Origin of the sequence: Clostridium sp. AM29-11AC (assembly GCF_003480545.1) — a bacterium.
Classification (GTDB): domain Bacteria; phylum Bacillota; class Clostridia; order Lachnospirales; family Lachnospiraceae; genus Otoolea; species Otoolea saccharolyticum_A.
This window is the reverse complement of sequence record NZ_QUJI01000015.1, coordinates 38,366-64,570: the sequence shown is the minus strand read 5'-3', so window position 1 is coordinate 64,570 and position 26,205 is coordinate 38,366. Positions and strand designations below refer to the sequence as shown.

25 protein-coding genes are annotated in these 26,205 nt (G+C 50.3%); 2 read left to right on the top strand and 23 right to left on the bottom strand.

The genetic code is table 11. The features are described 5' to 3' along the window. Positions 1-201: 201 nt before the first annotated feature. The 22 genes from DW757_RS11655 to DW757_RS11550 form a co-directional block, all read right to left on the bottom strand. A complete protein-coding gene (locus tag DW757_RS11655; protein WP_087383240.1) occupies positions 202-816 on the bottom strand; it encodes an ImmA/IrrE family metallo-endopeptidase in 615 nt (204 codons plus the stop codon). Between the two features lie 14 nt (positions 817-830). Next, positions 831-1,190 (bottom strand): helix-turn-helix transcriptional regulator, encoded by a 360-nt coding sequence (locus DW757_RS11650; RefSeq protein ID WP_087292560.1) that lies wholly within the window; start codon positions 1,188-1,190, stop codon positions 831-833. A gap of 145 nt (positions 1,191-1,335) precedes the next feature. After that, positions 1,336-2,298 (bottom strand): WYL domain-containing protein, encoded by a 963-nt coding sequence (locus DW757_RS11645; RefSeq protein ID WP_118751777.1) that lies wholly within the window; start codon positions 2,296-2,298, stop codon positions 1,336-1,338. Between the two features lie 191 nt (positions 2,299-2,489). After that, positions 2,490-3,353: a CbrC family protein gene (locus tag DW757_RS11640; RefSeq protein ID WP_118751776.1), complete on the bottom strand. Its 864-nt coding sequence runs from the start codon at positions 3,351-3,353 to the stop codon at positions 2,490-2,492. Positions 3,354-3,369: 16 nt separating this feature from the next. Continuing rightward, complete coding sequence (locus DW757_RS11635) at positions 3,370-7,809, bottom strand: suppressor of fused domain protein (protein WP_118751775.1); 4,440 nt, start codon at positions 7,807-7,809, stop codon at positions 3,370-3,372. 42 nt (positions 7,810-7,851) lie between these two features. Beyond that, complete coding sequence (locus DW757_RS11630) at positions 7,852-8,421, bottom strand: hypothetical protein (RefSeq protein ID WP_118751774.1); 570 nt, start codon at positions 8,419-8,421, stop codon at positions 7,852-7,854. 14 nt (positions 8,422-8,435) lie between these two features. After that, a complete protein-coding gene (locus DW757_RS11625) occupies positions 8,436-9,395 on the bottom strand; it encodes an NTF2 fold immunity protein (RefSeq protein ID WP_118751773.1) in 960 nt (319 codons plus the stop codon). 11 nt (positions 9,396-9,406) lie between these two features. Continuing rightward, positions 9,407-10,411, bottom strand: coding sequence for a hypothetical protein (locus tag DW757_RS11620; protein ID WP_118751772.1), 1,005 nt, complete (start codon positions 10,409-10,411; stop codon positions 9,407-9,409). 41 nt (positions 10,412-10,452) lie between these two features. Then, entirely contained in the window at positions 10,453-10,830 is a 378-nt protein-coding gene (locus DW757_RS11615; RefSeq protein WP_118751771.1) for a hypothetical protein, read from the bottom strand. 42 nt (positions 10,831-10,872) lie between these two features. Then, positions 10,873-11,898: a hypothetical protein gene (locus DW757_RS11610; protein WP_118751770.1), complete on the bottom strand. Its 1,026-nt coding sequence runs from the start codon at positions 11,896-11,898 to the stop codon at positions 10,873-10,875. Positions 11,899-11,907: 9 nt separating this feature from the next. Next, the gene (locus tag DW757_RS11605; protein WP_118751769.1) at positions 11,908-14,340 is read right to left on the bottom strand and encodes a hypothetical protein; all 2,433 of its coding nucleotides are present in this window, start codon (positions 14,338-14,340) and stop codon (positions 11,908-11,910) included. A gap of 23 nt (positions 14,341-14,363) precedes the next feature. Beyond that, positions 14,364-14,939: a hypothetical protein gene (locus DW757_RS11600; protein WP_243033633.1), complete on the bottom strand. Its 576-nt coding sequence runs from the start codon at positions 14,937-14,939 to the stop codon at positions 14,364-14,366. Between the two features lie 123 nt (positions 14,940-15,062). Continuing rightward, positions 15,063-15,818 (bottom strand): hypothetical protein, encoded by a 756-nt coding sequence (locus tag DW757_RS11595; protein ID WP_118751768.1) that lies wholly within the window; start codon positions 15,816-15,818, stop codon positions 15,063-15,065. Positions 15,819-15,845: 27 nt separating this feature from the next. Further along, positions 15,846-16,496, bottom strand: a complete 651-nt coding sequence (locus tag DW757_RS11590) for a suppressor of fused domain protein (protein WP_118751767.1) — start codon at positions 16,494-16,496, stop codon at positions 15,846-15,848. Between the two features lie 84 nt (positions 16,497-16,580). Further along, a complete protein-coding gene (locus DW757_RS11585; RefSeq protein WP_118751766.1) occupies positions 16,581-17,414 on the bottom strand; it encodes a hypothetical protein in 834 nt (277 codons plus the stop codon). A 17-nt stretch (positions 17,415-17,431) separates the two neighbouring features. Next, the gene (locus DW757_RS11580; protein WP_025543805.1) at positions 17,432-17,839 is read right to left on the bottom strand and encodes a hypothetical protein; all 408 of its coding nucleotides are present in this window, start codon (positions 17,837-17,839) and stop codon (positions 17,432-17,434) included. 13 nt (positions 17,840-17,852) lie between these two features. After that, on the bottom strand, positions 17,853-18,944 hold the full coding sequence (locus DW757_RS11575) for an ankyrin repeat domain-containing protein (protein WP_182433293.1): 1,092 nt from the start codon (positions 18,942-18,944) through the stop codon (positions 17,853-17,855). Between the two features lie 18 nt (positions 18,945-18,962). Next, positions 18,963-20,345, bottom strand: coding sequence for a DUF6138 family protein (locus DW757_RS11570; protein ID WP_118751765.1), 1,383 nt, complete (start codon positions 20,343-20,345; stop codon positions 18,963-18,965). Then, entirely contained in the window at positions 20,342-21,817 is a 1,476-nt protein-coding gene (locus tag DW757_RS11565; protein WP_243033631.1) for a DUF6138 family protein, read from the bottom strand. Before DW757_RS11565 ends, DW757_RS11570 begins: the two co-directional genes overlap by 4 nt. 189 nt (positions 21,818-22,006) lie before the next feature. Further along, on the bottom strand, positions 22,007-22,624 hold the full coding sequence (locus DW757_RS11560; protein ID WP_020225646.1) for a TetR/AcrR family transcriptional regulator: 618 nt from the start codon (positions 22,622-22,624) through the stop codon (positions 22,007-22,009). 239 nt (positions 22,625-22,863) lie between these two features. Then, on the bottom strand, positions 22,864-24,279 hold the full coding sequence (locus DW757_RS11555; RefSeq protein ID WP_118751764.1) for a relaxase/mobilization nuclease domain-containing protein: 1,416 nt from the start codon (positions 24,277-24,279) through the stop codon (positions 22,864-22,866). Between the two features lie 31 nt (positions 24,280-24,310). Then, positions 24,311-24,748, bottom strand: coding sequence for a hypothetical protein (locus DW757_RS11550; RefSeq protein WP_118751763.1), 438 nt, complete (start codon positions 24,746-24,748; stop codon positions 24,311-24,313). Between the two features lie 113 nt (positions 24,749-24,861). Between DW757_RS11550 and DW757_RS11545 the strand changes: the two genes are divergently transcribed. After that, positions 24,862-25,107, top strand: a complete 246-nt coding sequence (locus tag DW757_RS11545) for a helix-turn-helix transcriptional regulator (protein ID WP_279221224.1) — start codon at positions 24,862-24,864, stop codon at positions 25,105-25,107. Positions 25,108-25,142: 35 nt separating this feature from the next. Here the strand turns inward: DW757_RS11545 and DW757_RS11540 are convergent, their stop codons facing one another. Beyond that, entirely contained in the window at positions 25,143-25,454 is a 312-nt protein-coding gene (locus DW757_RS11540; protein WP_008394732.1) for a CD1845 family protein, read from the bottom strand. On the opposite strand from DW757_RS11540, the gene DW757_RS11535 reads away from it, so the two are divergent. Then, complete coding sequence (locus DW757_RS11535) at positions 25,350-26,063, top strand: MFS transporter (RefSeq protein ID WP_347559987.1); 714 nt, start codon at positions 25,350-25,352, stop codon at positions 26,061-26,063. The two genes, DW757_RS11540 and DW757_RS11535, sit on opposite strands and share 105 nt — an antisense overlap. The last annotated feature ends 142 nt before the right edge of the window (positions 26,064-26,205 follow it).

Genomic DNA, 26,205 nt, shown 5'->3' with positions numbered 1-26,205 from the left:
CTTACTACGATGGAATACAGCGTCACTGTCCAAGCCAAGCGCCGAAAGCTGGCTATGACATCTGCGGATGGTTGCACTTTCTTTTCTCATTGTTTCCTCCTTCCTTGTTCGCAGAGTTGCGAACATTCAGGGTAAAAAAAGAGTATGGAAATTGAGTAAGGGGCGCTCCGGCCCCTCGACTCAATTCAATCACATCAGCCATTAAATAAGATTGTGGGATTGTAGGCGGATTTGCATAGCTTGTTTGGAAACAGCAAAAATCTGGGACATCTCGTAGATCAGCTGTTCCGTTGAACGGCCAGAGCGTAAACGGTAAAAGCATTTTTTCACCTGCGGCAAGGGCATAAGTAATGCAGTAGCCATAGCGTCGGCCTGACGCTCAATGATACCGTTACTTTCATCCGTAGAAGAATTCCCATCATAGGCGGCCACATCACCAGTTCCGGTATAGAGCTTTTTGTGGAGTACCCAGTGAGCAAGCTCGTGACCGCAAGTAAACCGCAGACGCCCCAATCTCTGAGGCTCACACAAGCGTTCATCAATCAGAATAGTGCCTGCTTTAACCCCGATAAGGCGATACTCATGTTGATATTGGTCATACAGAATCACAGCTCCATCATCAAAAATGGTTTCGCCCAAAATACTGCCGTTTTTCCGAAGAATATGATATTCAAGAATCAAATCAAACTTCGTCTCGATAATGGTCTCTATGGGGATAGCGCATGGCTCACCCTCCAAAAGAGCTGGATCATATTCCATGAGAATTTTCCGCGCAATGGCCTCGATTGCAGCTATCCGAATTTGTGGAACAGACAAGACGGCTCCCTCCCTTAATGCTGACGATTCTTCAGCATTTCCATAAAAGCCTGCCATTCCTCATCTGTAGCATCTACTTCTTTGGCTACACGGAGCGCGGCTCGAACAATATCATTTTCCATAATGTACTCTGGCAGATCCGCCGAAACAGTATTCCGGGATCTGGCTGCCAAATCCAGCAACAGTTCATGCTCCTTTTTGCTCAGCTGAAGGAACTCAGAAATTCGGTCTACAAAGTCGCCGTCTGGAGCAGGGCGGCGGTTTTGCTCAATATCACTGAGATAGCCATACGCTATTTTAAGATATTTTGCAGTGTCTCTCAGATTCTGTTTGAGTTCCTTTCGTCTTGTGCTGATAAAAGTTCCGAAAGTCATGACGGCTTGCCTCCTGTCTCCCAGGATGTTCGCAGCACTGCGAACATCCTGGTTTTATTATAAGACGGAACAGGTGTTCGGTTCAAGGCAAAAAAAGAAAAGCAGGGCGAGGTGTTAAATATCTTTAACCCCTCGCCCCAATTCCTCAAATAAACACCCTTGCTGCATTTCTCATCTGGTTTACACACTCTTGGGGGGAAAGAATCTTGATCTTCCCCATAAACTTAAATACCCATCCATAGAATGTGCCGCTTGGGTTTACTTTGATTGTTGCTATAAAACGATCCTTATCATAGGGTCTAACAGGGACATTCTCTCCGTAATGGTCAATGATAACACGCATAAGCTCGTTATCACACTGCAGCTCAACATCCAGTGTGTCCTCCGAGGCAAACATATCAATCATTGTGTTTGTGTATGCAGCCACATCAAAATTTTCAAGCTGAGCAAACTCTGTTGATAAGACCTCAACGCCTGCCAGACGATCTACACGGAAGTGGGCAACTCTGTTATGCTTATGTGAGTAGCCGATCAAGTAATAATGGTCATTTTTCCACTCCAGTGCATAAGGGTTCAGAAGATAGCGGTATCCGTCATGTTTCAGGATTTTTTCTTTTGTCTGAGTGTATTCATAGTATTGGAATTCGATTTGACGATGCTCCAAGATAGCAGAATGAATACTGTCGATTATGTAGTAGACTTTTTCATTTCCTGGTTTCACGCGGCTGGATAAGCTGGCAAGCCCCTTGAGCTGTTCTGCCTGATGGATACTCGTCAAACATCCCAGCTTCTGTACCAGAGCCTCCGATTTCTTTGCAGAAATGATTTTGGAAGAAGCCACCGCATCCGCCAGCATTTTTAATTCCGGGTATTCAAAAAGCCTGTTTCCCATGAAATACTGATTTTGTGTGCTTTTAACTATCACAATATCAAACCCGGCTGTAATCAAAGCGTTCAAATCAGCATAGACCGTTTGGCGCACTGCCTGAATGCCTCGCTCTTTCAAGTAAGCAGTAATGTCTGTAACAGTAGCAGTATGGTTTTCATCTGTATGCTGATAAAGATAGCGAAGCATTTCAACAACTCTGATATTGCCTTGGCTTTGCATAGTTCCCACCTCCTTTGCTGGTATGATAAAAAGTCAGCGTCCTCCCGAGGCATATTTCCCCATGTTGATGTCCAGCACCCCTCTGGGCGGCTGAATCAGAGCATCCTCATATTGGCACTTCCACTGAATCTCCCGGTACATTTGGCCATCCGCCACGCCGTCTATACAACTGTGTGGTTATAAAAAACATCTCAATCGAAATCCATCCAGACCAGGTGCTTTCCGCAGTGAAGGCATTGGAACAGATAGCATTGAAGATGTCCTCCGTTAACGGATTCCTGAATCATTTCTTTATGCTCATGGTCCCACATGGGGTCATCCAAAACTTCTTCAAGCACATCCAGCGCCCGCAGTTCGCTGGCTCCCACATTACCCAAATAGGCGCAATAGTCACCACAATGGGCGCGCCAGTATTCCTGCTGCCAACCAGAATAGCCAGGAGTGCGGTGGATAAGTTCATCCAGCTTCTCTGGATCGTCCACACCATCATCCAAAGAACAATCATCCTGAAAGCTGCCGTTGTATTTCCGAGCAGCCTCACCGCTGGCAATGCACTCTGGGCACAAATACTCAATATCTTCCACGGTATAGAAGGGGTCGGTATAGTAAATATGAGTATTCTTGCCACAGCAATCACAAACCACACTCTCCTCAGACTGCTCAAAAGCCCCGGTATCCAAAGGGTCTGGATGATACCGGAAAGAAGGGAGACCAAGTTTGTCCCGCTTTTCCTTGTCTTTTTGTTTCTCCGCTTTGGTTTTAGGCTTGCGGAGGGCAAAGGAGTCTCCCCAGTCATCGGCATATTCTTTCATAATCGCCAGACGCCGGAAAATTTTTGGATTCGACCGATCTCCAATTTTAGAAAGCAATTCATAGGCACTTTTTTTGAAGTCCAATAGGTCATAAACATACACCAATACTTCTTTAGCCTGTGTATCTTCGCTCTGCTCTAATTCTTCTTTGAACGCATAAAGCGCACGAACACTATCCGCTTTTCCTTTTGTCTCTCGAAACTGTTTTTGGAGTTCAATATATTGCTTTAGGTATTCGTTCATAGACACATCCTCCTGTTCAATCCCACCAGAAGTACCAAACAGTGGACTGCCGCAGCACATCGGCCAGAGCGCCCACGGTGGCGTCCTCTGGGCCTTGGTCAATTACATCAGGGCAGAAGCCGTACAGCTCCACCGCCACATCTATGGCCTCTTTCTCGGAAACAGGAGCCGGGAGCAGGCACTCCAACTCGTCGTGGCTCATGGCAGCGGGCACCGCCCCATGCTGTTCAAACCAGTATTTCGCAACTGCCATTAACTCCGGCGTGTTAGGACATTCATTCCAGCCACCAAAGGGCAGATAGGCAAAAATCTCCCAAGGATTCTTCACGGGGATTTTAGCCAGAATGAGAGGATAGGTCATATTATTATCGGAATTCCAGTAACTTGAAAAACGACGGTTATCATATCCGCCCTCCATCTCGCCCAGGATCTCCTCATCCCAGTCCATATCGTCATCCTCGGCTTCTTCCTTGCGCTGCCCAATCATTTCCTCCAGGACTGCCTTACTGTTCTCAACGGGGGCGGAGAGCATTTTCTTCCGGTATTCGGCAACTTTGTCCGGGTCGAAAGCATAGTCGTCCTCGCCATCACTGTCCGGGTCGGAATTCATAATCAAGCATTCCCACAAGATTTCGTCATCCGCCTTAATCAGAACCGGCACAAAGCCCTCTTTGACACTTTCCCGTTTGGCATAGTTGTATGCCGACATGATGGGGTCATCATCCGTCATTGAGGGGAAATAGGTACATTCACAGTCCAGATATTCCATCATGGCTTCCGCAAGGTCTGAAGGCTCCAGAGTGGCCTCATCGAAACTCTGTCCCTGCCAGTTGGCGAACCGCTTTTCCATGACTTTTGCCATAGCCTGATAATAGTTTTCATCAAATGGGATGAACAGATAGGCTTCATCCTGGAACTTATCGGAATAATATTGCTCTGAACCGAAATACTCCAAAGCATAGTTATCAATGTCGCTGGGGAAGTACGGGCTGTCCGCCTCGCCATAGTAATATCCAGCAAAGGCTGTGCCCTCCTTGTTGAACAGCGCCCCAAAGAGCTGTCCTTTCAGCTGGTCCCGGATAAAGCCACGCAGATCGGCGCGGCTCAGATCTGCCATAAACGGCTGCACCTGCTCCCAGTACCGCTCCATAAATTCTGTGCTCATCAGATCATGCTCTATGCACCAGCGCAGATAGATTGCCATGTGGTTGTAGGCATTGATCTCATTCACCGGCAAGCCCTTTTCCTGAATGGATTCCAGGTGCCATGCGGCATCGTCCATATCGCCGGTGAATTCTTCCTCTGCAAGCGTTCCTCTGGTGATGGCATTCTGGCGGGTGGGATTAACCACAAAACTGATGCCTGCCATTTTTTTTAGCAGAGCGTCCGCATCATGCTCCATCTTATACTCCATCTCATTCCGATAGAGCGGGATCACCTGATAGAAGTTGACCTCCTCGCCGCTCGGCAATGTGCAGACTTCGCCTCCGTTCCAGACAACATCCTGCGGACCTACCAGAAGTGCGGCGCAGAGTTCCGTATCCTCTGCAAACGGCGATTGCTTATCCATTGTGTGGCCAAAGCCCAGCCAGGTATCGTTGGAAATAGGCAGGCGTGCCAACACTTTCAAGAGACCAATCGGCCAGTACCACCGCTCATCCTTCAGGGATTCCTCATCCATTTTCCAATCCGGTGGCAGAGCGATGGCCAGCTCTGCTCGCTCCAGCTTGTATTCCGCCAGTTCCTCCGGCACATTCATCCGATGAGCACCCATACCCATCGTTACCAGTGTGTAATAGTCCCGCTCCTCAGAGGGAGGAACAACGCAGATGTCCACATGGATGTCAGGGGAAACCAGTTCATGGAACACATTCTCAAACTCACCAAAGGTGTTTTTGATGTGCTGCTCTATCGCAGACATCTCATCCTCCGAATAAATCTCCGGCTCACTGTTTTTTCTTGAGGACCAGAAGGCATCCGCCTTCGTACCGTCCGGATTCAGGAAAATCTGAAAATACTGATCGTCTCCCGGCTGTTGATAGACAAGACCAATGCGTCGCAGCTGATCCACAAACACACCTGTTAGAATGCCCTCTTGTTCTCCTTCAGGTGTGTGGGTCAGCCATTCGCCGCTGTCCAGCCGTTCCTTTAGTTGCCGCAGCCAGTCGGTTCCCATCTTGGAGAGTCCAGCTTCGTTCATACGGAAGGAAAGCTCCACAAGATGTTCCTTCACCGGGTATTGGAATTCACAGCAGGGGGAATTTTTCTTATAACTATACCGCTCAGGGCAGAACAGTTCATAAAATTCGGCAAGTCCTGCTTCGTCTACTCGGATACAGGCTATGGCACGCTGTTTATCATCAGCATCCTCGTCCCGCCCCTGCTGGAGCATTTGATCGGCACCGGGGTCGATCCAGTGGCACAGCATCTGCTCCAGGGTAGCTCCGGCTTTGATCTCTTTTTCCAAGGTCAGGAACTCATAATCGCCCGGTTCCAGTTTTAATCCTTGCTTGACGGCATCCAGCGCGCCGGTTTGATTGCCAAAATGCGCACGCAGCTTGCCCACCTGCAGCCAGATCCATGGATAGTCCGGCTCCTCCTGGGCACCTTTTTCCGCGTAGCTGAAGGCTTCTTCCAGTCTGCCGCAGTGCATCAGCGCCACAGAATATCGGTAGTACCAGGTAGCGCAGCCTGCGGCATTTTTCTCGGAATCCTTCATCCATTCCACAGTGCGGTAATAGTGGATATAGTCATTCAGATTGTTGCTGGCGAAGGCGTACCAGAGGGCAATCTGAAGATCCTGATGAGCCTGCTTTTCGCTGAATCTTCCTTCTTCTACGCCGCTTTTGATAAAATTCTCCAGCCAATCGAGCATTTTCCCAAAGTAAGCGGCAGTTCCTTCATCAAAGGATTCCAGTGTTTCAATATCCTCTGCCGAGAGCAGGGAGCCAGTTTCCTCATAAATATCAGGCTCCGGTTCTTTCTCGTCCAGTAGCGGCACACCGCCCACATCCCGCCGAAATGCGTGGAAGTGAGCATAGGGCAGGTCGCTTCCCTCAAAGAATGCCTGTGCCGCTGTTAGTACAGCGGGCAGATCCCAGGCGATAAAATCCAGATACCCACAATACAGACCAGTGGCCCCACCCAGGAAGGTCACGGCTTCCTCTCCTGCATCCCGTAGGATGGCATCCCGTAGGTTATCCCGGAAATCCAGAATAGCTTTCACTCGTTCCTCACCGGTAAAACCGGACAGCGGGTACAGGAGGAATCCAGCGGCAATGCCATCCTTGTGGTACTCATCCACCATATCACTGCGGGCAGTCAGGTAGTCGTTGATGAGCACCGGCAGGCGGCAGCTTCCAGTATAGACATCCAGCCGCCAGTCAGCCTCCGGGTCCTCCACCGGTTCCAGTTCATAGGCAAGATAACTGTTTTCCAGGTAGTCGCTGCCATCCCGCCAGAGAGAAAGCCCCATGCTTTGCAGCAACTCCGGCAGTTCAGAAAGCAGCTTGGCCGGTTCGTCTTTCGGCTGAGCATAAACATCAAACCCAGCAACAAAGGCGATAGCGGAAACTTCTCCGATAGTTTGATCCACCAGCATAGAGAGTGCCCACCAGACCTTGTCTGTGTCCTCTTTCAAGATCGGGGTCAGCTTTTCACAGTAAAGGACCAGACTTACCTGATGATCCTCTGTTTCCTCTGCCCACATCTGCACATCATCAGCCTGAACTTCGATCTCTCCAGCCCGCAGCTCGAACCCCTCACAGGGCTGGCGGCCTACCCAGATATTCCAATGCTCAAGCACCGATTCTGGGGCCTGCTTCTGGAAGTACACCAACGGGAACAGGCGGGAGCGAAGGCCCTCTGGACTGAGGATCAATTCATACTTTTCGCCATTGAAGCCCAGTTCAAAAGAAGCATCATGCAGGGCCGTCTTGAGTGCATTCCCGCATTTTTCAATCAGTTCCTCGCCGCGCTGGTGCATTTTGTCGGTATCCATAATTTGGCGCAGCTCCGCCTCAATCTGAGAAAAGGCTGTCCATGCTTCCTGCGTCCTTTCCCGGAAATTCTTTTCAAACCGGGACAGGGACAAACGACGGCGGCAATCGTCTATGTACTCCTGAGTGTCTCTGTTTCCAGGGCGGGCTTTCAGGGCCTTTTCAAAGTAGCACAGGGCGGGGCCTTCCTCATCCAGAAAATAATAAGCGGAAGCGATCCGGTAATTCCAGCAGTGATCGCCTGCAAAATACTCCTCATGGGGAGCCAGAAGCTTCAGAGCTTTTTCATACAGTGCCCGTCCTGCCTCTCCGATTTCTGCAATGGCGATGTATGCCTTGGCCAGTTCGCTGTCCAGTTCCGGGGTGCGCTCCCCGGCGGGGATGGCTTCCAGCGCGTCAATCACCTCCTGAATTTCATTCTGTTCAAACCATTGCTGGCATTGTTTCAATAAATCCATATCACGGCCTCCTTTTTCGTTTTTGATTGAAATAGGTTTCTCTTAATAAGCAGAGCTTGTAATTTCAAAACTACAATTCATATCCGCGTTGATGGTTGCTTCTTCATTTGCTGCTGGTTGTATCAAAAATTCAAATGTTGGCTCATAGTCCCCGTCCTGCAAGGTTTCTCCGCCCAAAATCTCGATATGATACCAGCCATTTTCAAGCTCAATCATCGGCTTATTATGCACTCTATAATAAGAAATCAGATCTTTCACCTTTTCAGGAGTAAACTGTTTCAATATCGGCCATGTAAAAAGCAACAGCATATTATGAGCTACTTTGAGGGAATAGCCACTTTTTCTAAACTGCAATCGGTTTTTTTCTTTGCACAGCTCCGGTGTATCACCAGAGAGGTTGAACAATATGGTATAGGGATAGTTTTCAATACCGGTCATTGGGATTACAATTCCTTCGGCAAATATCCTGTCGCCGCTTTCGTTTGTGGTAAACTCCATCGCTAAATCATCTGAAAGATGATTTGCCTGCTTCCAGTCCTCCAGCAACAAAATGTCACCAAGGAGAAAATAATTAACAAGATCGTTTAATACTTCCGTAAACCTATATATCATCCATTATGCCTCCCTTACAATCCTGTCCGTTGCCAGCCGTCCAGCCGCTCCTGCACCGCGTCAATCATCCAACCCTCGCCCACGCGCTTCATGAGAAAGCGGCGGTCAAAGCTGGTATTTTTCTCTCTGGTGTAGATGTAGAGCTTGTTCTTAGTGATCTGTTCCGCGTCAAGGAATTCTTCCCCGTTGTAGGTGCCCTGGGCGCTGTATGAGAGGGCCAGAGGCCGATAGCCCAGACGGGGCTTTTCGCTCACATACTTCTCCCAGATCGCCAGCAGGCGGGGCACAGCCTCGGCATCTTCAAACCCAACCTGATCCATGTACTGCTCCCATTCTGTCATTTCGGCAAAGAAAGCGGACAACACACTGCGGCATTCCGACGCTGCCCGCTCATCCAGCTGGACGGGCTTTTTGGCCTTTTCCCGCTGGAGCTGGGAGAAGTGTTCCATCTGCTCCTTGGTAAATTGCACATGGGCCACCGGATGGATGTAGTTGTTGCCGGCGACAGCCAGTAGTCCATCATAAGTAACAGCAGTGTGGTCGATCCAGATGTGGGAGAGTTTGGGGATGGAGGCTGCTCGAAGCAGACCGGCATCCTCCAGCTTGGTGTGGTCAAGGGCCAGTAAATCCAGCTTACAGCTTTGCAGGGCGGACAAGCCGCTTCCGTCGATCCCGGAATTCCCGGTCAGCAGCAGATAGCGCAGCTTGGGCATGGCGGAAAAAAAGGGGAAACAGGCGTCGGTGAGGGCGCCGTTCTCCACGCCGAAGTTGACCATACTTTTATGCCCGGCAAAGGGGGCAAGCAGTTCATCCGTCACCGGATACCCTTTCACATGGAAGCCTACCAGGGTGTAACCGGCCAACCGCTCCATGATCTCTGCGGTCAGCTTCGGAATATCAAATTTCTTTTCTCCATCTAAAGTTAGGACACCGTTTTCCCAATCCGCTGTTCGTGTCCGTTTTGGCCATTCCATAGTTTACCTCCTTACTCTTGCGCTCTATCTATTACCATTCTCCACCCGGATGTCTGCACCCGGATAACAGGACGGAAAAAGTCATAGTCATTGTGAATCTCGTTATCTTCCCGAACCTCCGGTTTACAGTGAGGGGAACAGGGTAAATATCCAAGCAAAGGACCCATGCCACCGCAGACATTGCAGCCACCGTCACCGCCGCAGGTGGTCAATGTTTTCCCGTCTACCAACTCTCGCTTATAGGGGTCGTAGGCAATAGACAGACCAAAGAAGTTAGCCTGCTCCATGTTGTATGGCTTGCCCTGATCTTCCTCGCTTTCAAAGTGATGCAGTTTCATCTTGTGGTCCAGTCCATCCCCCCAGGGAAACAGGGTGCGGCATCCGCCTCCGCACAGATAGGCCCACTCATCCGGCGTGGGAAGGCTGGCTGCCAGCTCCCACAACAGGGACCGCTGAAATTCCGGGTAGGTCATTGGATGGCACAGCCACGCTCGCCAGCTATCACCATTGCGTTCAAAGCGGACAGTTTCGTGTATTTCAAAGCTCTGGCTGTTCTGGCCCGCCCACTTCTGCAAGTTCTCCAGCCAGTCGGGGTGGGCGGTGATGCGTGGATCGTTCATGGGTACGCTTTCCCAGCCAATTTCCTCCAGTTTTCTGCCCACGAACATGGGGGCGATGGTCACCTGGCGTACTGGGGTCATGCCCTGCCTGAGAAATTCCTCCACAGAGCCCTCATATTCGATTTCCGCAAAAATATCCGCCAGTTCCTCTTGGTTGGCCTTGTCCATTCCTTGGACAAAACTCTCCCAGCCAAGAATCACGGTATCACCTGGGACAAAGACAAACTCCCGGCCACCTTTTTCAAATAGGCCGGTGGTGCAGCTTTGTCCCCAGCGGGAAAAGGCGTATAGTTCCTTGAATGTCAAATGATAACGAGTCGCCAGCGTCTGCATCAGCCAGAGCTTATCGGACAGTTTCAATGTATCAAATTGTGAGCGAAATAAATTCTCATTCATAGCCATTCTCTCTTTCTGATTCAGGGCGATCCTGTCTCAAATTAAAAAAGCAGTTCACCGAAAAACAGCCTGAGAGTCACGGCAGATAATGATTCAAGCTGTGGCTTGCTGAGAGGAGTGTAGTGAAGGACGATTTCTCCATACAACTCCGTGTTGATGTGGTGTTCTTCCAGATACCGCAGAACCTTTCGGTTGTTCCGCACGATATTTAGACGAAACCTGGTATTATCAACGGCATATTCAAAACAGTCTGGGTCAATCAACTGACCATTGGCTGGATCATTTATTTCCAAGCGGAGTGCTTCCGCGCCGGTCTTGCGGGAGAGTGTAAAGTAACCATCCTCCAGTTCAAAGAACAGGCAGGACAGCCCTTCATCATTGTCCAGCTCCCAAGTCATTCTTTTTGCAAATAATTCCATTGGCTTACCTCATATCAACACTATCATACTCAGCCCTCATAACTACTCCAAGGTCATTTCACAAAGAACCAGCTTATCTTTCTCATCGCTGAGAAATGCCCGGTTTCCCCATACATCCAGCACATGGAAGGAAGCGTATCCACGGGGCATAGCAAGGTCGATCAGCACCAAATCCGAAAGGCGCAGCAGCTTTTGTTTACCCTTCCAGTCATCATTCTTAAAAATGGGAGATAGGATCAGGCAAGTCCTGTCACCGGAGAATTTTCCGCGCATCCCGTGTTTTCCGGGCAGGCGGCTTAAATTATCTTTACCCCACAGTTTCTTTTTGAATAGTCCGTTTTCCTCCAGTTCCAGATACCAATAGTAGCCCATGAGAGAAAGACCCGCCGGATTGATGGTGCTGCTTTCCAAAAAGGCATAAAACTGTCCATTCTGTTCCAGTATGGAGCCAATCATAGGATAGTTGTAGTGAAAGTCTGCCTGGGCAAAATTTCCGCCAGCACGCTCTACAGCCGCCAAATGGGTCTGTCGGGTTCCTGCTTTGCTGTATACGCAAGAGCCGCTTTCTGCCCAGTGTGCAGTCATGGTTTCAAAGTCTACCGTCAGGCTGGTAAAATTGTTGGTCGCATCAGCGGAGTTGTCCACTCGGCACACAATAGGGAAAACGCCCTGGCTTCCGGTGACTGCCACCGGCTTGGGAATACCCTGGGCACACCAGTTATCCATGGGGATCGGAATCCACTCTCCATCCATCTGCGGCATCCACCAAAGGGATTTACTGGCCGGGCAAACCAACAGGATTCCTCTGTCGCATGAAAGCAAGACAGGATCTTCCCAAACATCTTGCTGCTCTTTCGGCTCCGGGCTGGGAATCCACCTGGAAACTTCGTCTTTGACCCACAAAACGCCGCTGCACTTTTGCGCGAAATGATAGGTCCAAAACACAATTTCATCTTCGCTGCGGGCTACCATACCTTTGCATCCAGTCGGGCTGTATTTGAAGGAAGTTCCCGTCAGTTCAAATTCCTCGAACTCCCAGTTCTTTATCACATTTAGTTTCGCTTTCATACTTTCACCTCACAGCAAGTCTACCTTGATACCGCACCGTTCCAGAACCGGCAGTACCTGTTCCGGCTTGGAGGACATGAGGGTAATATGTTTGAGATTGGGGAACTGGCGCAGTTCCGCCACAGTAATGGTATTAAGATCAAAGGCTCCATCCTCGCCATCCCAGAACGGACAGAGCTGGGTATAAATCTCGCTGCCGCCATCCATCTCGATTTCTGTGACCTCCGGGGCCAGCCGCTCCGGGACAGGGTATTGTTCCAGCCACTTCCGAATCTCTGGGATGGGTTCATACCCTTCCGCGTCAATGTCGATCTTGCGTCGGCTATACTCTCTGGCAAACTCATGGGCATCCAGTTTAGGAGCCAGTAAGCCTTTCTCGTACATCAGGACTTCCATGACCGCCAGCTTGAAGTTGAAGCTGGTAAAGGTGAGCACTGGTTCAGTCGGCTTGGATAACTTGTATTTCTGCGCTTTCGCCGCCTTTTGCTCTGGCTCTTTCCAGCTGATCTGTACCATGGCGGAGAGGGCCTCCAGCTTTGCTTTCTGCGCGGACTGCTCTTCCGGAACAGGGCCCGGCAAGCGGGTATAAATGGTAAAGCCGCCTAATTTGAGGGTATGGGCAAATCCGGCGAAATCCTTCCAGCTGGCCTCCCGGTAGTCCTTGGACCCAATCCAAACCGCTCCGTCAAATATCTGCCGAACCGCATACTCTCCCTGTGCCGCCACCCGGACACCAAGGGTTTTGATGGTCTGTTCATCTTCATCCAACCAGCCCTGGAGTCCAAGCTCGTCCCACAAAGCAAGTGCCTGGATATAGGGACTCTCTCGGCCAGTCATAGGGCTTTTCTGTGTTCCCTTTTGCAGGACAATGCGGGCAGGCCCCAGCTTTTCCGCCAGCTGCGACAGGGTAAACGGCGGCGTAAATACCGACCCCAGGATGGTCAGGCTGTCTTTTTTGAGAATGATTTTTCGCTCCGTGGCCTTGGACGGTAGAAAGATGGGCAGATTCGGGTACACTTCTTTGTACTCCCGCCATTCCAGCTTTTTGGGCTTGTTTGCCGTCCGAAGGAAGCCCCAGAGGTCGATGGGATAACGAAATACCGGCCCAACCCTATCCCGCCGGGTGACGATGACCACCGTGCCATCGGTGAGTATTCCAATGTGCTGCATTTTCTCCCCGCCGAACATTTCCGGACGGATACGCAGCACTTCACGGGTGTTCATATTGATGAGCTGGGCAAAGTCATCGGAGAGGATTTCGCCGTTTCCCTGCACCAGCAGCCAGTCCCCGGTAAACCAGCGAAGTTTCAGTCCCTCGCCCATGCCGGGCAGGGGGGTGATGCGGCACCGCCCGGTGTCCATGTCCAGTTCCAGCAGGCATTCTTCCATCCGCCCCTTGCCACTGACTGCGTGGATCATGGTAATGCGGCCTGTGCCGGGAACGGGAACGGCCTCAGAGAGATGGTCGTATCCATCCAGAGAGAAGGTGTGTTTTGTTACCTTGCCGTTTTCCCAGCGGTAAATCTGCCCCTTGTACCACTCGTTGGAAAAGTAGACCCGGCCCAGACCGTCTGTCGTAATGCCGCAATGGTATTTGGTGCTCCATCCATCTTCCGGCAGAGTCCAGTTTTTCACATCCTGGCAGGTACCCCGGTCAGTCAGTTCGATCTGTGTAGCGTTGGTGGGATCACCCACCCAGAGGGAATGGTCAGCCCAGCACAGGGTCCGGGGTGGACCGTCATATCCAATGGGGGACGGCTCGGCCCAGTTGAGGGTGGCTGGATTCTTGCTCAGTAATGCCCGGCCAATAGTCCCGCTACCAGCGGCCCTTGATGCAGCATATAGTTCATGTTCCGGGGAATAGGTAAGGCACCCAAGGTGCGGCAAGTTGTGGGAGCGGATTACTTGCGGCGGACGGTGGCGCAGATCGGCCACACAGCCGTTTTTCCATTCTTCTGCATCCTGGTTTTTCCATTCGCCCGCCGCAAAATCACCCGCCAGAGAATTGAAGAAATAATCGTACTCATCCTGAAGTATGTATTCCTCGCAGGGCATCAGCTTCCCAGGGTCCTGCTCCTTGGCATGGTCGCCCCATTTCCGTCCTTGCTGTTTCATCAGGTGGCAATATTGCCCCTGCTTTTTGCAGTAGCGTTCCCATTCGTTGCGTTCTTCTTCTGGGATCAAGGCAAACAGATACTCGTCCTCATCGTCCAGGTTATACAACGCCCAGCCGAAGGCAGAGAGTTCCTGCCCCAAGGCCGCCGCTCCTTTTTCATGGGGCAATTTCATATATTGGATGCCGATGGCGTCAAAGCGTTCATCCAGCAGCGCCGGGACCTGTGCGCCCCATTTTTCTCGAAGTTCCGCCAGAGTGTCCTGTACGGCTCCGTCAAATTTCAGAATGTCCAGCGCATCATCTATGATTTGTGCCCAGTCTGGCATGAAAGTACCCCCTTTTTAGTGCCTCAAAGTTTGCTGCTCAGCCGCTTGACTGGCGCAGACATTACATCTGGAAAATGCTTACACAGAATCTCTGTGAATAAGGTCATTGCAAGGAACGGCTTGAGATTACCTGCTGCAATCTCAAAATATTGAGAATAGCCCCAATCCAACTCATCCTCTCCGCACCAAAAGTTGAGAAGTTCTGCACCCAGATCCATCTGCTGACTGGATAGGGATTTCCATGGAATCTGTGACCGCAGATACTCCTGAACCTCTCTGAGCTGTTCTGTGGCAATGTGCTGATGGGCATAATCCTGCACATTCTTGAAATAGGTATCCAATTCTATGTAGCTGGGAAAGAGGCTGCTGCAATCAATCTTGGAAAACATCTCCGCCATACAGAGAATGCGCCGCCGGTGAAAATCCTCCATTTCCCGCTCCAAAGCCTCGGCCTGAATCATTTCGTGTTTCTCTCTACAGGCATAGGCTTTATTTTCTGGTACCTGGAACGCTTCATCTACTTTCTTGGCTATGGTAAACATCTGGATTTCATCGGTATTCTTGCGCTTCCGCAGATCATCCCAACTGCCTCGTTCCAATTTATCCTCTTTTGAATAACAAACAGAGCATATCGCCTGTGCCGGATCAATTTCTCTCGTCAAACAGTAAGGACAAGGAATTTTCGCATTCTCACACAATCTGGTCGCCTCCTTTCCGTTGTGTTACAGCGACAGCCATGTGGTCAAAGCACTGATTTCCTCCCGCAGCAATGCGGATTTCCCAGTGGCGGCAAAGGCTTTTTGGATACCGCCATAGCGCCGCCCGGAGCGGTCTACCAGCTGGAGCGCGGCTGCCTCCAGATCGGGAATCGCCATCACAGCATCTGCCAGCGCCTGGGCGGAGAGTTTATCCCCGATCAGAGAGGCGGCAAAGTAGCGCAAATGGCTGTGAGAGAGGGCGGACAAATCGTTTAGTTTATGCAGCTCATAGAGTTTCAGGGCATAAAGGGAAGGAAGCCCATCCAGAGCCGGTAGTTCCTGCACAGCTGGGAGTGACTGGAGATAGAGTTTCTGAAGCCGGGTCGCTGGAGTCAGGAAAGCGGCAAGATCTTCCGTTTTCCGCATTTCCTCCAAATGGAGATAGGTAATGCTGGTGAGAAGTGGGGTGATGTCGCCATTCTTTTCCCCACGCAGGTGGAGAACACGCAGGCCGGGGAGAGAAACATTGTCCCAGGAAACAGGGGCCGACAGCCATAGGGACAGTGTATGAAGCTGCTTTAGCCCGGAGAGAACTTCTACACCCTCACACTTTTCCATTAGGGTTAGTTCCTCCAGATTGGGATAATCTCGCAGGAAGGACAGATTCACCTTCCGCTCTCCCGTCACAGATAGGCACCGTACCGCATCCGGCTTTCGCCCATTCAGATCAATCTTTTCTCCGCCGCGCCAGAAAACTGCGGTGCAATATGCCTGTTCCATGTTGCGTTCTCTCCTTATTCTTCTGTGTTATTCAAACTTGGTATCCGGTCTTTGGAAATATACAACATGGTCTACATCTTCCATGTATTCCAGCATTTCATCTGTACTATGTTGAATCTTGTATTCCAGTTCGTTCTCTGTCAGAGGAATCACCTGATAAAAACCGACCCAACTTCCATCTGAGAGCTTACAGACGGCAGCACCCTCCGGCGCATCCTGTACGCCTAAAAGAACACACCCTGCCAGCAATGTAGTATCTGCGTATGGTGTTCCGTTTTGAATAGAATGCCCATAGCCCAGCCAAGTGCTTTCTATGATTGGAAATCTTGCTAAATATCGAAGCAGCTCTACTGGCCAATTTTCTTGGCTTTCCTTACTTTCAGGGTTCCACTCAGGCGGAAGGCACATCATCAGTTCTATCCGAGAGGGAAGGCCATCCTCTTGATATTCACTTGGGATCTTCATCGAAAACGCACCCATGCCTGTGGTTACCAAAGTATAATAGTTGTGTTCCTCATGGGGCGGAATGATGGAGACATCAACATGAATATCTTCGCTGAAAAACTCATGAACCACTGTTGTGGCTTTTCCAAAATATTTTTCGATATGGTTGTCCAATCGTTCAAGTTCATCGGGACTATATAACGCAGGATTCTCCAAATACTTTCCAGTAATCATTGATCACACACCTTACTTCTTTTCTCGGCTTACATCATCAACACCAGTAATCATCAAATTCTTACCAAAACAGTCCTATTGTACTCATGCCAGTTCCGCATCCAAAATCTGCACCTGTTTTCCTTTATCATTCACATAGTAAAGTGCAATGTAGTCAATGCCGTCCCGTTTGACCTGCTCCCAGGGCATCCGCTCACCGTTAACCAGTTCCACGGTATCAGCCTCGTCTACCTCGAAGCTCTCTTTTTCATCCTCATAGTCGATATTGTAGCCCAGTTCCAGCACCAACTTGGAGGCAGGGATCTCATACCGCTGGAGGGGGCGGTGCGCCAGCTGAGCTGGATTGTGTTCATCGCAGAACATATTATCATAACCATGCTGCCCACCGTCGAAGATGACGAACTCTTCGCCGCTCTCTGGGTCGCGGGCTTCCACCAGTCCGGGGGCCTCGCCTCCATCTATGATATAGAATTGGGACTCTCCCTTCACTGTGAGCAAATCTCCGTAATACCACACTTCCAGCAGTTCATTTCCGGCAGAGGAGCAGAGGGTCACGGTGGGCAGGCGCTTTTGTTTCCGTTCTTTGACATGGCCCTCCAGCCAGGTAGGGATTTGGGGAAAGGAATCCCGTTTCTTCTTTTTTCGTGGTGATGCCTGTGCATCGTTCAACGGCTCCATATCCAGAATGATGATCCATCCGCTATAATCGCTGTACTTCATTGTGGTATTCGCCCGGATATAATCCTCCCCCCAGAGGGCCACATCCACCTTACTATACCAGGTAGTCTGTGTTACACCATCCTCATTGGTAACATCGCAGCAGAGGTAATCTTCTGCTTTCCCGTTTCTCAACGCTATCATACGAAGAATTTCGGTATCTTCCGGGGTGACTTCACGAAAGTTCAATTTTAATGCCATAGGGGAGCCTCCCTGTATTAAAAGGTGTCGTAGCCAACCTTCGGACTTGGCACGAACTGCTCGTCAAAGGACACATTGAGATAGAGTTCCCCAGCCGGAGAGTCCCCAGTATCATAGCAGAGGGAAAATGTCCCGTAACAGCCGGATTTGTCTATCGTAATGTCGGTCAGGGCCAGACCAGGGATGTCCTCATCATCGGGGAATTCTTTCTGTAAGATTTCATGGGCCTGCCGGTCCAGCTCATCCAGTTCCTGAGCTAATCGTTCCCAGAAGGGCATGGCCAGAATCTCTGCCTCGGTATAATCATTGCAGTTGATATGCAGTTCCTTATCTGCATCTGCCCGGTGAGCCGTGAAGTAGACCCCGCAACTCATTACCTCCCAGTTATCCGCATTCCATAAAGATAAGAGTTGATCTTTTGTCATTTGTGTTCTCTCCTTATTCCTCAAACTCTCCCTCAATCATTCCATTAAGATATTTTCCGGGATCAGCAATAAATTCCTCCCATTTGGCTAACGGATGAAACTCCTTATGCTCAATGTCCAGATACCAGAGTTTCTTATCTCTGGGACTCCACAGCAGCAAATAGTCGCTGTAATTGTCCATTTTCGCCATAAGGGAGAGCAACTTTTTCCGCTTCCAGGTCATCTCCTGTACATCCATGTAGGGGTACAGTTCCGCCCATTTCACCAGTTCCCGCTCTGGAAATTCCAGACGCAAGGGGCCGGTCTTTAAGTATTCCACCAGCTTGGCAGGCAGCTTGTAAGGCATGAGTTGACGCGCCTTTTCCTGTTCGTTGTGCCATTCCTCCGGCTCCAGAGCTTTTAAGTAGGCGGCCATTTCCTGATTTTTGTTCTGCACTGCTACGGTGTAGGGCCGGTCACCGTATTTATCTGGGATGGTGATATCCGCACCCTGCTCCACAAGCCAGCGCACCATAGGAAAATCGTTGTGCCGTGCAGCTTCAGTGACAGGAGTCGAAGCGTAGGGAAACACCATATCTGGCTTGTGATAGTTGATGTCCGCCCCGTTTTGAATCAGATACTCCACCAGCAGCTGATTTCCATGGCTCGCCATACTGCGCAGGGCTTCACCGCCGTATTGTTTCAAATCCATGCTCATCCTTTTCAAAATGGGGAGTACATTAGGCTCATCCCGATCCACCAAGTGGAGAAACAGCCTGCATATATCCCTTTGCGCTGCGGGGATTCTGACTCCCACATCTACCAAAAAGGAAAACAGGGCCAGGTCTTGACTGCGCAGGGAACCACAAAGCAATTCTTCCGGGTTATGGGTCAAATCTGCTCCGCATTCGATCAGGAGCTGCACCATGTCCATCCGATTTTCCAGCACAGCCAATTCCAGTGGAGAGGCTTCGCCATCCCGCGGCCACTCTCCAATCATTACCTGATAGCACTGCGGCTCATTGGGAGAATGCCCTGCATGAAGCAAGGAACGAATCGCCTCTATGTCACCACTTTTGATGGCAGCCATCATGGGAGGTACATTTGAATAGCTTACTTCACTCATCCGAATTCTCCTTATAGTCTATTGAAAAATTTCCTGATACCGTTCTCTCAGTTCCTTCGGAGCCGTCTTAATGACCTTGCTGCCGCCGTTTTCAGAGGCTTGCCCCCAGATCGCCCAGAGCAGGCTCTGCCAAGCGATGGCCCGGAATTTCGGGTCTTCGTTTTCTTCCGGCAGGAGATAAGCGGAAAAGCGGCGCTTGACTGCCAGCAGTGCATCCAGGCTTTCCCCATTGGCTATCAGGCTGCGGAATTCTCTGGCAGGCTCCAGCCACTGCATAGATAATGCGCCCCGCACCAATACCTCCAGCGTCCATGGTTGAAACCCAAACTTTCGGATCAAGGCATGAAGGAATTTCTCTTGCAAAGAGGAGTGCTCGTCGTCGCAGAGATCCAGATATTCCGTCACCAGCGGTGCCCACGGTTCTCCCTCCAGTCCCAGGGCAAACACGGCGAAGGTACCGGGCATCGCACAGGCTTCATCCGCAAGGTTTTGATACCACTCAAACTCCCGCATAGCCAGACGAGCGTATCGCTCCATAGCCGGATGAAGATCAGGGTGCTGCACAGCACAGGCAAAGAGCTGATTGACGCCCTTTTTGGGCAAGCCGGGAATGGGCAGATAGAGTTTTTCCTTCCCACGGAACTCCACCGAGTAACTGCGGGGAAATTCCTCCTGTTCCAACACCGCACACAGGTAGTCCAGGATTTCAGCATAGCACTCCTCGGTGGAGTCCCTGGCGGTGATGCGGATGGCAGCAAACACATCATTGGCCGATGCGGTGAAATGCTCCGTCTTAAGCCGCTGAATGTCCTTTGGCAATTTGCCGCTGCCATTGGTTTTCAGCTGCTTCACCATATCTGGGCGGAGCTGGGAAACCAGATCAAGGTAGTGTTCGGTTGTAATGGTATTATAGCTGGCTCCATATACCGTATAACAGACTGCGACATAGCAAGTAAAGCGCAGCAGGTTTTCGTCCACATCCTCTGGCCGCAGCTCCGGCCACACAGTACAAGGCGGGTAAGGAGTAAAATCGTCCTCTTTTTCTCCAGCCTCAAAATACCTTTCCTGCACCTGTTTTTTGATATACTGCTCCAGTGTGTAATCAATCTCTTTCCAGCCCACCAACCGCCGCAGTGCATCGCAGAATACAACCGCTTCCTCATAGGGGAATCCCTTCAGAGGCAGTTTGGACAGATACCGGCCCAGCAGCTGGCTGGGAAGAAAGGGCGTTCCACTTTGGTTCCGAACGACCACCGGATAGCCGGAATGGTTTTCTTTTGCAGTTCCATCCAACACATCCTGGATGCACTGATCGGCGTGTTCCAGCACTTCGGGATTCGTATCTGGTTTCTGGATCAAATAATAACGACCTTGTACGCCGTCGCGTTTCGGCAAACTCATAGCAGGCCACCACTTCCTTCCGGGTTCTTCGTTATCGGAATAAAAATCTGTCGGTAAAGTTCCTTCAGTTCCTCCGAAGCTGCTTCCACCACTTTCTGACCACCCTTGGCGCTGGCTTTGCCCCAGATCACATAGCAGACCGTTTCCCATGCGTATTGCAGCACTTCCTCCGGGCTGGCTTCTGTTTCCTCGGCGGGTTCCTCGTCCTCGTCATCATCGTCATCCTCGTCGGAGGAAAAACCGCTTGGAACGATCTCGGACAGATGGATTTTTGCCTCCAGTAGAGCGTCCAGACTTTCTGCATTTGCCATCCACGCGGTATAGTCCTTGGAATACTTCATGTTCTGCATGGACAGCACCCCACGGACAAATATAGGGACGGTATCGGCGGTAAATCCGAACTGTTTCACATACTCCCGGAGGAATTTTTCCTGTAAGTGGGAGTGCTCATCATCACAGAGATCGAGATAATCCCATACCAGCTGCCGCCACTCTTGCCCCAGCATTCCCAGGGCAAACACGGCAAAACTTCCGGGGAGAGCGCACTGCTCATCGCTGAGATTGGTGTACTGCTCATATTGCCGCATGGCAAGCCGGGCGTACCGTTCCATCAGGGGGTGGAGGCCGGGGTACTGCACGGCACAGGCAAAGAGCTGGTTTACTCCCTTTTTGGGCAGTCCTGTGATGGGAAGATACCTCTTTTCCGGCCCTTTGAACTCCACCGCATAGCTGCGGGGAAAATCCTCCTGCTCCAGAAGCTCACACAGGTAGTTCAGTACTTCATGGCAGCACTCCTCCGTGCTGTTCCTGGCAGTAATACGGATCACAGCAAAGGCATCGTTGGCCGATGCGGTGAAGTGCTCTGTTTTCCGCTTTTGCAGGTTGAGCGGCAACCTGCCGGTCCCATGTTCTTTCAGCTTTTTCACCATATCCGGACGGACTTTCTCCACCAATCCAAAGAGGTAATTGGCGTCCAGATACTGAAAGTCCATACCATATACCTTATAGCTCACCGCCACATAGCAGGCGAAACGCAGCAGCGGCTCCGGGACCTGCTCTGCACGGATACCTGGTTTTAGGGAATACTCCCGATCCCAGAAGTGGTCATCTTCATTGCCTGTCACGATAAAATATTTCTCCTGTAGCTCCCGTTGCAGCATATCAAGTAGATGGTGGTCAATTTCACCCCACCGGCTCTGGCGGCGCAGGTTTTCGCTGAAGGCGATGGCCTTTTCCGCGTCAAGGGTCTCAGCCCGCTGCGCTTCGGTCCATGTCCGAATCAGTTGCCACACCTCAAAGGGCGCGCCTTCGCTGCTGACCACTACCGGCGGCCAGAGGGAATCAAGCCGCGTGATTCTCCCGTCAATGGCATCCTGGATGCACTGGTCAAAGAGCGGTTGCAGTTCCTCCTGTACCTCGGGCTTCATCCAGTAACAGCGCCCGTCCGCACTATTTCGTTTTGGTAAATTCATATCAGGCCACCTCTTTCCGAACAATAAAAAATGCCCTGCGACACCCTGTCATTTGGACAGGCTGACGCAGGGCGCGAAAAGGCCGCACAGAACCAAAACCTGTATCCCAAGGCTCTGTGTCTGACGATATTCTGCTGTCTTTCCCGTCCGTTTGGACATGGGTACTCATCTCTATCCATTTGCTTTCACCTACCGCACATGCTCTTTTACCCGCTCCATCTCGTCCACCAGAGCCCTGACCTGGAAGTCCACCATATCCTCCGCCACCTCTGGGAATAGAAATGGCATGGTGTCTGGAATGGCTTTGTGTACCATCATCATGCTGAGGGCCAGATTGCCAAACAGCCGGGGATCAATACTGTCCACAGGGAGGCCAAAGATGGAAAGCAGCTTTCCATAAAAAATAATCTGATCCCGCCGGAACGCCTGGAAATTCTCCTCGGAAAGGCAGTGGCGTACTTGCTGCTCCTCCTCAATGGACAAAACGGCAACTCCGCTTTTAGCTCCATAACAGCAGTTTTTCAGAAAGGTTTCCACTCCCGCCCGCCAACTGAGTCCGGGGTCCTCCATTAGGGATCTGGCATAATCCAGCAGCTTGGGCTGTTGGTATCGCAGGGCGTAGAGCACCAGTTCTTCCTTGGATGAGAAAAAACTGTAGAAGAAGGTCTTGGAGATCTCTACTTTTCTGCACAAAACATCAATACTGCTGTGAATCAATCCCCGATCCGCGATACACTGAATCATGGTGGTCATTAGGGCATTCCGCACTTGCACTCTATCTTCTTCAGAATAGGCTTTTCGTGCCATATCTTCCCATCCCCCTATAAAGAACAGAATCATAAAACGGTATTTATATAATAACTGCACAGAAAAAAATATACAACTATATTTTGAAAATTTTTTATGAACTAAATAGCGGCAAGCAATGCTTGTGGCTATCCATTTCGCCACAAACGCTTGTTGAGGGCGCTGCCCCCAAGCCCCTTTGAACACAGGATTTTATCCTGTGGCCACGCGTTCTGCGAACGCTTTTGACTGCGATCAGCTCACCGCTGGTCGTGGTCTTTTTCTTTCTCCTGTTTCTGCTCCTCGTCCATTTTCAGCAGCCGATCCACATTCGCTTTGGCCGTCAAAAGTTCCCTCATTTCTTCGCGGGAACGCCGGTATTCAGCATATATTTTTTTCTTTTCCTCCAGGAGTTTGGCATAGTCAGTTTGCAATTCTTTGACCTTGGGCAGCTTCTTAACCCCCATATCGTCGAAAGCATTTTTTGCTGTCTGGTGGAGCAGGATTTCTGCTTCATGTTCCTGGCGGAATTTCTTAGAGTAACCAGCCTGTCGATAAGCTACATAGATCTCGCGGGTCTTCGCATAATTGATGATGTGGGTCCGCAAGACAGCAATCTCCGCCATGCGTTTTTCCGCCGCCTTAATCTGTGCCGACAGTTCGTTATGGTGGGCTGTAGCCGCTGCCGCTTTTTCCTCCAGCACTGCATATTCCAGCAGATTATGCTCGGTAAGAAAATTCATCGTCTGTGCCATCTGCTTGAGGTTAAAGACCTTGGCCCAACGCGCATATCCAGCACCTTTTCCAGCACGGAGTTTTTCTTGGATGTCCACCAATAGATTAACCTTGGGAGGCTCTGCCTGTACGGTGGATTTTTTGCGGGGTGTGTGCTGCTTTTTCCCTGCCAGCACTGCACGAATTTCTGCCTCACTGTATCCGGTTCCAAGTCCTTCATCCATCCGGGCAATATTTTTCCATCCGGGTGCCTTGAGGCGAATTGCTTTTCCGCGTCGGGTTACTTCGCAGCCCATCTCGGAAAGCATTTTCAGTAACTCATCAAAGTCTGTAGGCTTTTGCTCCAGTGCCTGGTCGATCATCATTCTCAGCTGCTCCCGATGGGATGGCTTCGCCTTATTGCCCAACCATTTATTGTAGCTTTTGCCATGGAGATTGGGATTCTCGATAATGGACAATCCATTTTCGATACAGATGGTGTCGCTCAAACGCCTAACAGCCTTTGTACTGCCCCAGAAGTTTCGGAATTTTCGGTCACAGTCCAGATTGACCGAACTCCAAATAATGTGATTATGCACATGGGCTTTGTCAATGTGAGTGCAGACAATAAAGGCGTGGTTGCCTTTGGTAAACCGTTTGGCAAATTCCACTCCCAGCCGGTTGGCTTCTTCCGGCGTGATTTCACCCGGACGGAAAGACTGACGGACATGGTAAGCAATCACATCGTCTTTTCCGCGCACCCTTCCGGTGATGGCAATATACTGACGCTTGGCCATAACAAATTCTGTGTCTGCGATCCGGCTATCACACTCATATCCGGTAACGAGCCTGCCGTTGTCGGTCTTTTGGGGATTAGCCACATAGTCGATAATATCACTGATCGCAGTGCTTTCTGTGCGGCCCTTGCCAATGTGCAGCGGCATAATTCGTGTTGTTGCCATGAAGTTCCCTCCCTTCAAAAAATGGGCAGTCTCAGCTGCCCATCTCGTCACAGTATGAAATAATTTGTTTCTTTTTTTGTTTGGCGCACTGTAGTGTTGTGGCAGCTCCACCCCAATCATGGAGAACATAAGCAACGGCTACATCAGCAGACTCTACCATCCAGCGGTTTCTATGAGAAATCGCAAACCGGTGCGGGACAGTTTCCAGTGGCGGATAAATGGTGCTGTCGTAACCTGAAGTGCCCCTCCCGGTGTTAAGATATGCCAGAACAAGAATCAACTCAATATGTGGATACCGTTTTTTCTGCACTCTCAGAACGGATGCCGCCAAGCTATCAAAGGCTCCATAACCACCCAGGTAAAAGGTAGTCGCTCCTTGCTCAATTAGTTTTTCCGTAACATCGTATAGCCATTTCTCTATTTTCTCACTTTGCAAGATCTGTGCATGGCCACAAAAGGTCACAGTCATAAAAACACCCCTGATCCTATCTTAGCGCAAATAGCACTATTAGTACAGTCACAGGGACTAATTTTCACGCGCCTGCCCATATAATAATTTTAGTACAGGGACAGGGACGGTGAGTGAAATTGAAGCTAAATCAGGCGGTCAGTAGACGCCTTTCAGAATTGCTGGAGGAGCGGAAAATGACGCAGTATCAGCTGTATATGAAAAGCGGCGTTCCCAAGTCCACCATAGGCAATATCATTAACTGTTCTTATGATTCCGTAAAGTTGCGTATCATCCATGAGATGTGCCAGGGATTGGGAATTGGAATAGGCACCTTTTTTGCATCACCACTTTTTCAAGAAGATAATCTCGAACCATAAGACCTCCGACGAAAAATCCGCCGGAGGTCTTTGTATTACCTGTAAACCAAATCACGAATTGTAAATTTCAAATCCTGAGCCTTACCCAATAACCAGATGGCTGCCATTGGCAGACCGTATGGGCTGATAAGGAATGCCATCACCAGCAGAATGATGCCGTTTTGTAGAGAGTAAGTAATCATTACTGCCACGCCCAACAGAGCAACCACCGTACTGAGCAGCCCCAGTACTAAGCCGCATACATAAACAATTCCTACACACATCCAAATGGCAACCGTGAGCACCACCACTACTGGTGCGGCAACGATCTTCAAAATCAGTTTGAGCAAGCCAATCACTATATTCATATCGTCTCCTCCTTTAAGCTGCTTTCTATGGGCTCCTCTGTGCTGATGCCCCTCTATGTGCAGAGTGTCATGGGATATTCAGCCGTTATTTCCGGTCTTGTCACCTTGCCGGGATCCCTTGCCACCACCCTTGTAAGCCCCTTTGCCGGGAGAATTTACGATAAAATGGGAATCAAAAGGCTGTTTGTCATTGGTTCAGCTATCATGCTGTTCAGCAATATAGGAATGTACTTTTTAACGATGAGTACGCCTCTTTGGACAGCTGCTGTGCTGAACGTGATACGGAATGTTTCCATCGGCAGTCTGATGATGCCGCTGCTGACATGGGGAACGAGCAGCATTCAGATCAAAAAGGTGGCCGACGCCTCCTCACTGCTCACCTCGTTCCGGACGATTGCAGGTTCCATCGGATCTGCCGCTTTTGTGGGAATTATGACTGCGGTAAGTGAAGGTTCCTCTGCTGCTTATGGAGAGGGAGCACTGATGCATGGTATGAACATTGCCTTTTTGTGTATGGCAGCGGGTTCTGTGATTCTGCTTCTGATTTCTGTCTTTGGAGTCAGAAAGGAAAACAAATGCAACAGGGAAGGGACTGAGACGAACGGCTGAGACGAACTGCTGACACAAACAACTGACACAAACGGACTGAGACAAACGACTGAGATAAAGCAGAATTTGCCGCAGAAGGGTCCGCTGAAGGGGCCTCTGCAGGCAGGAACTGCCCCGCAATACAAAAGCCTTTGGGCGGATG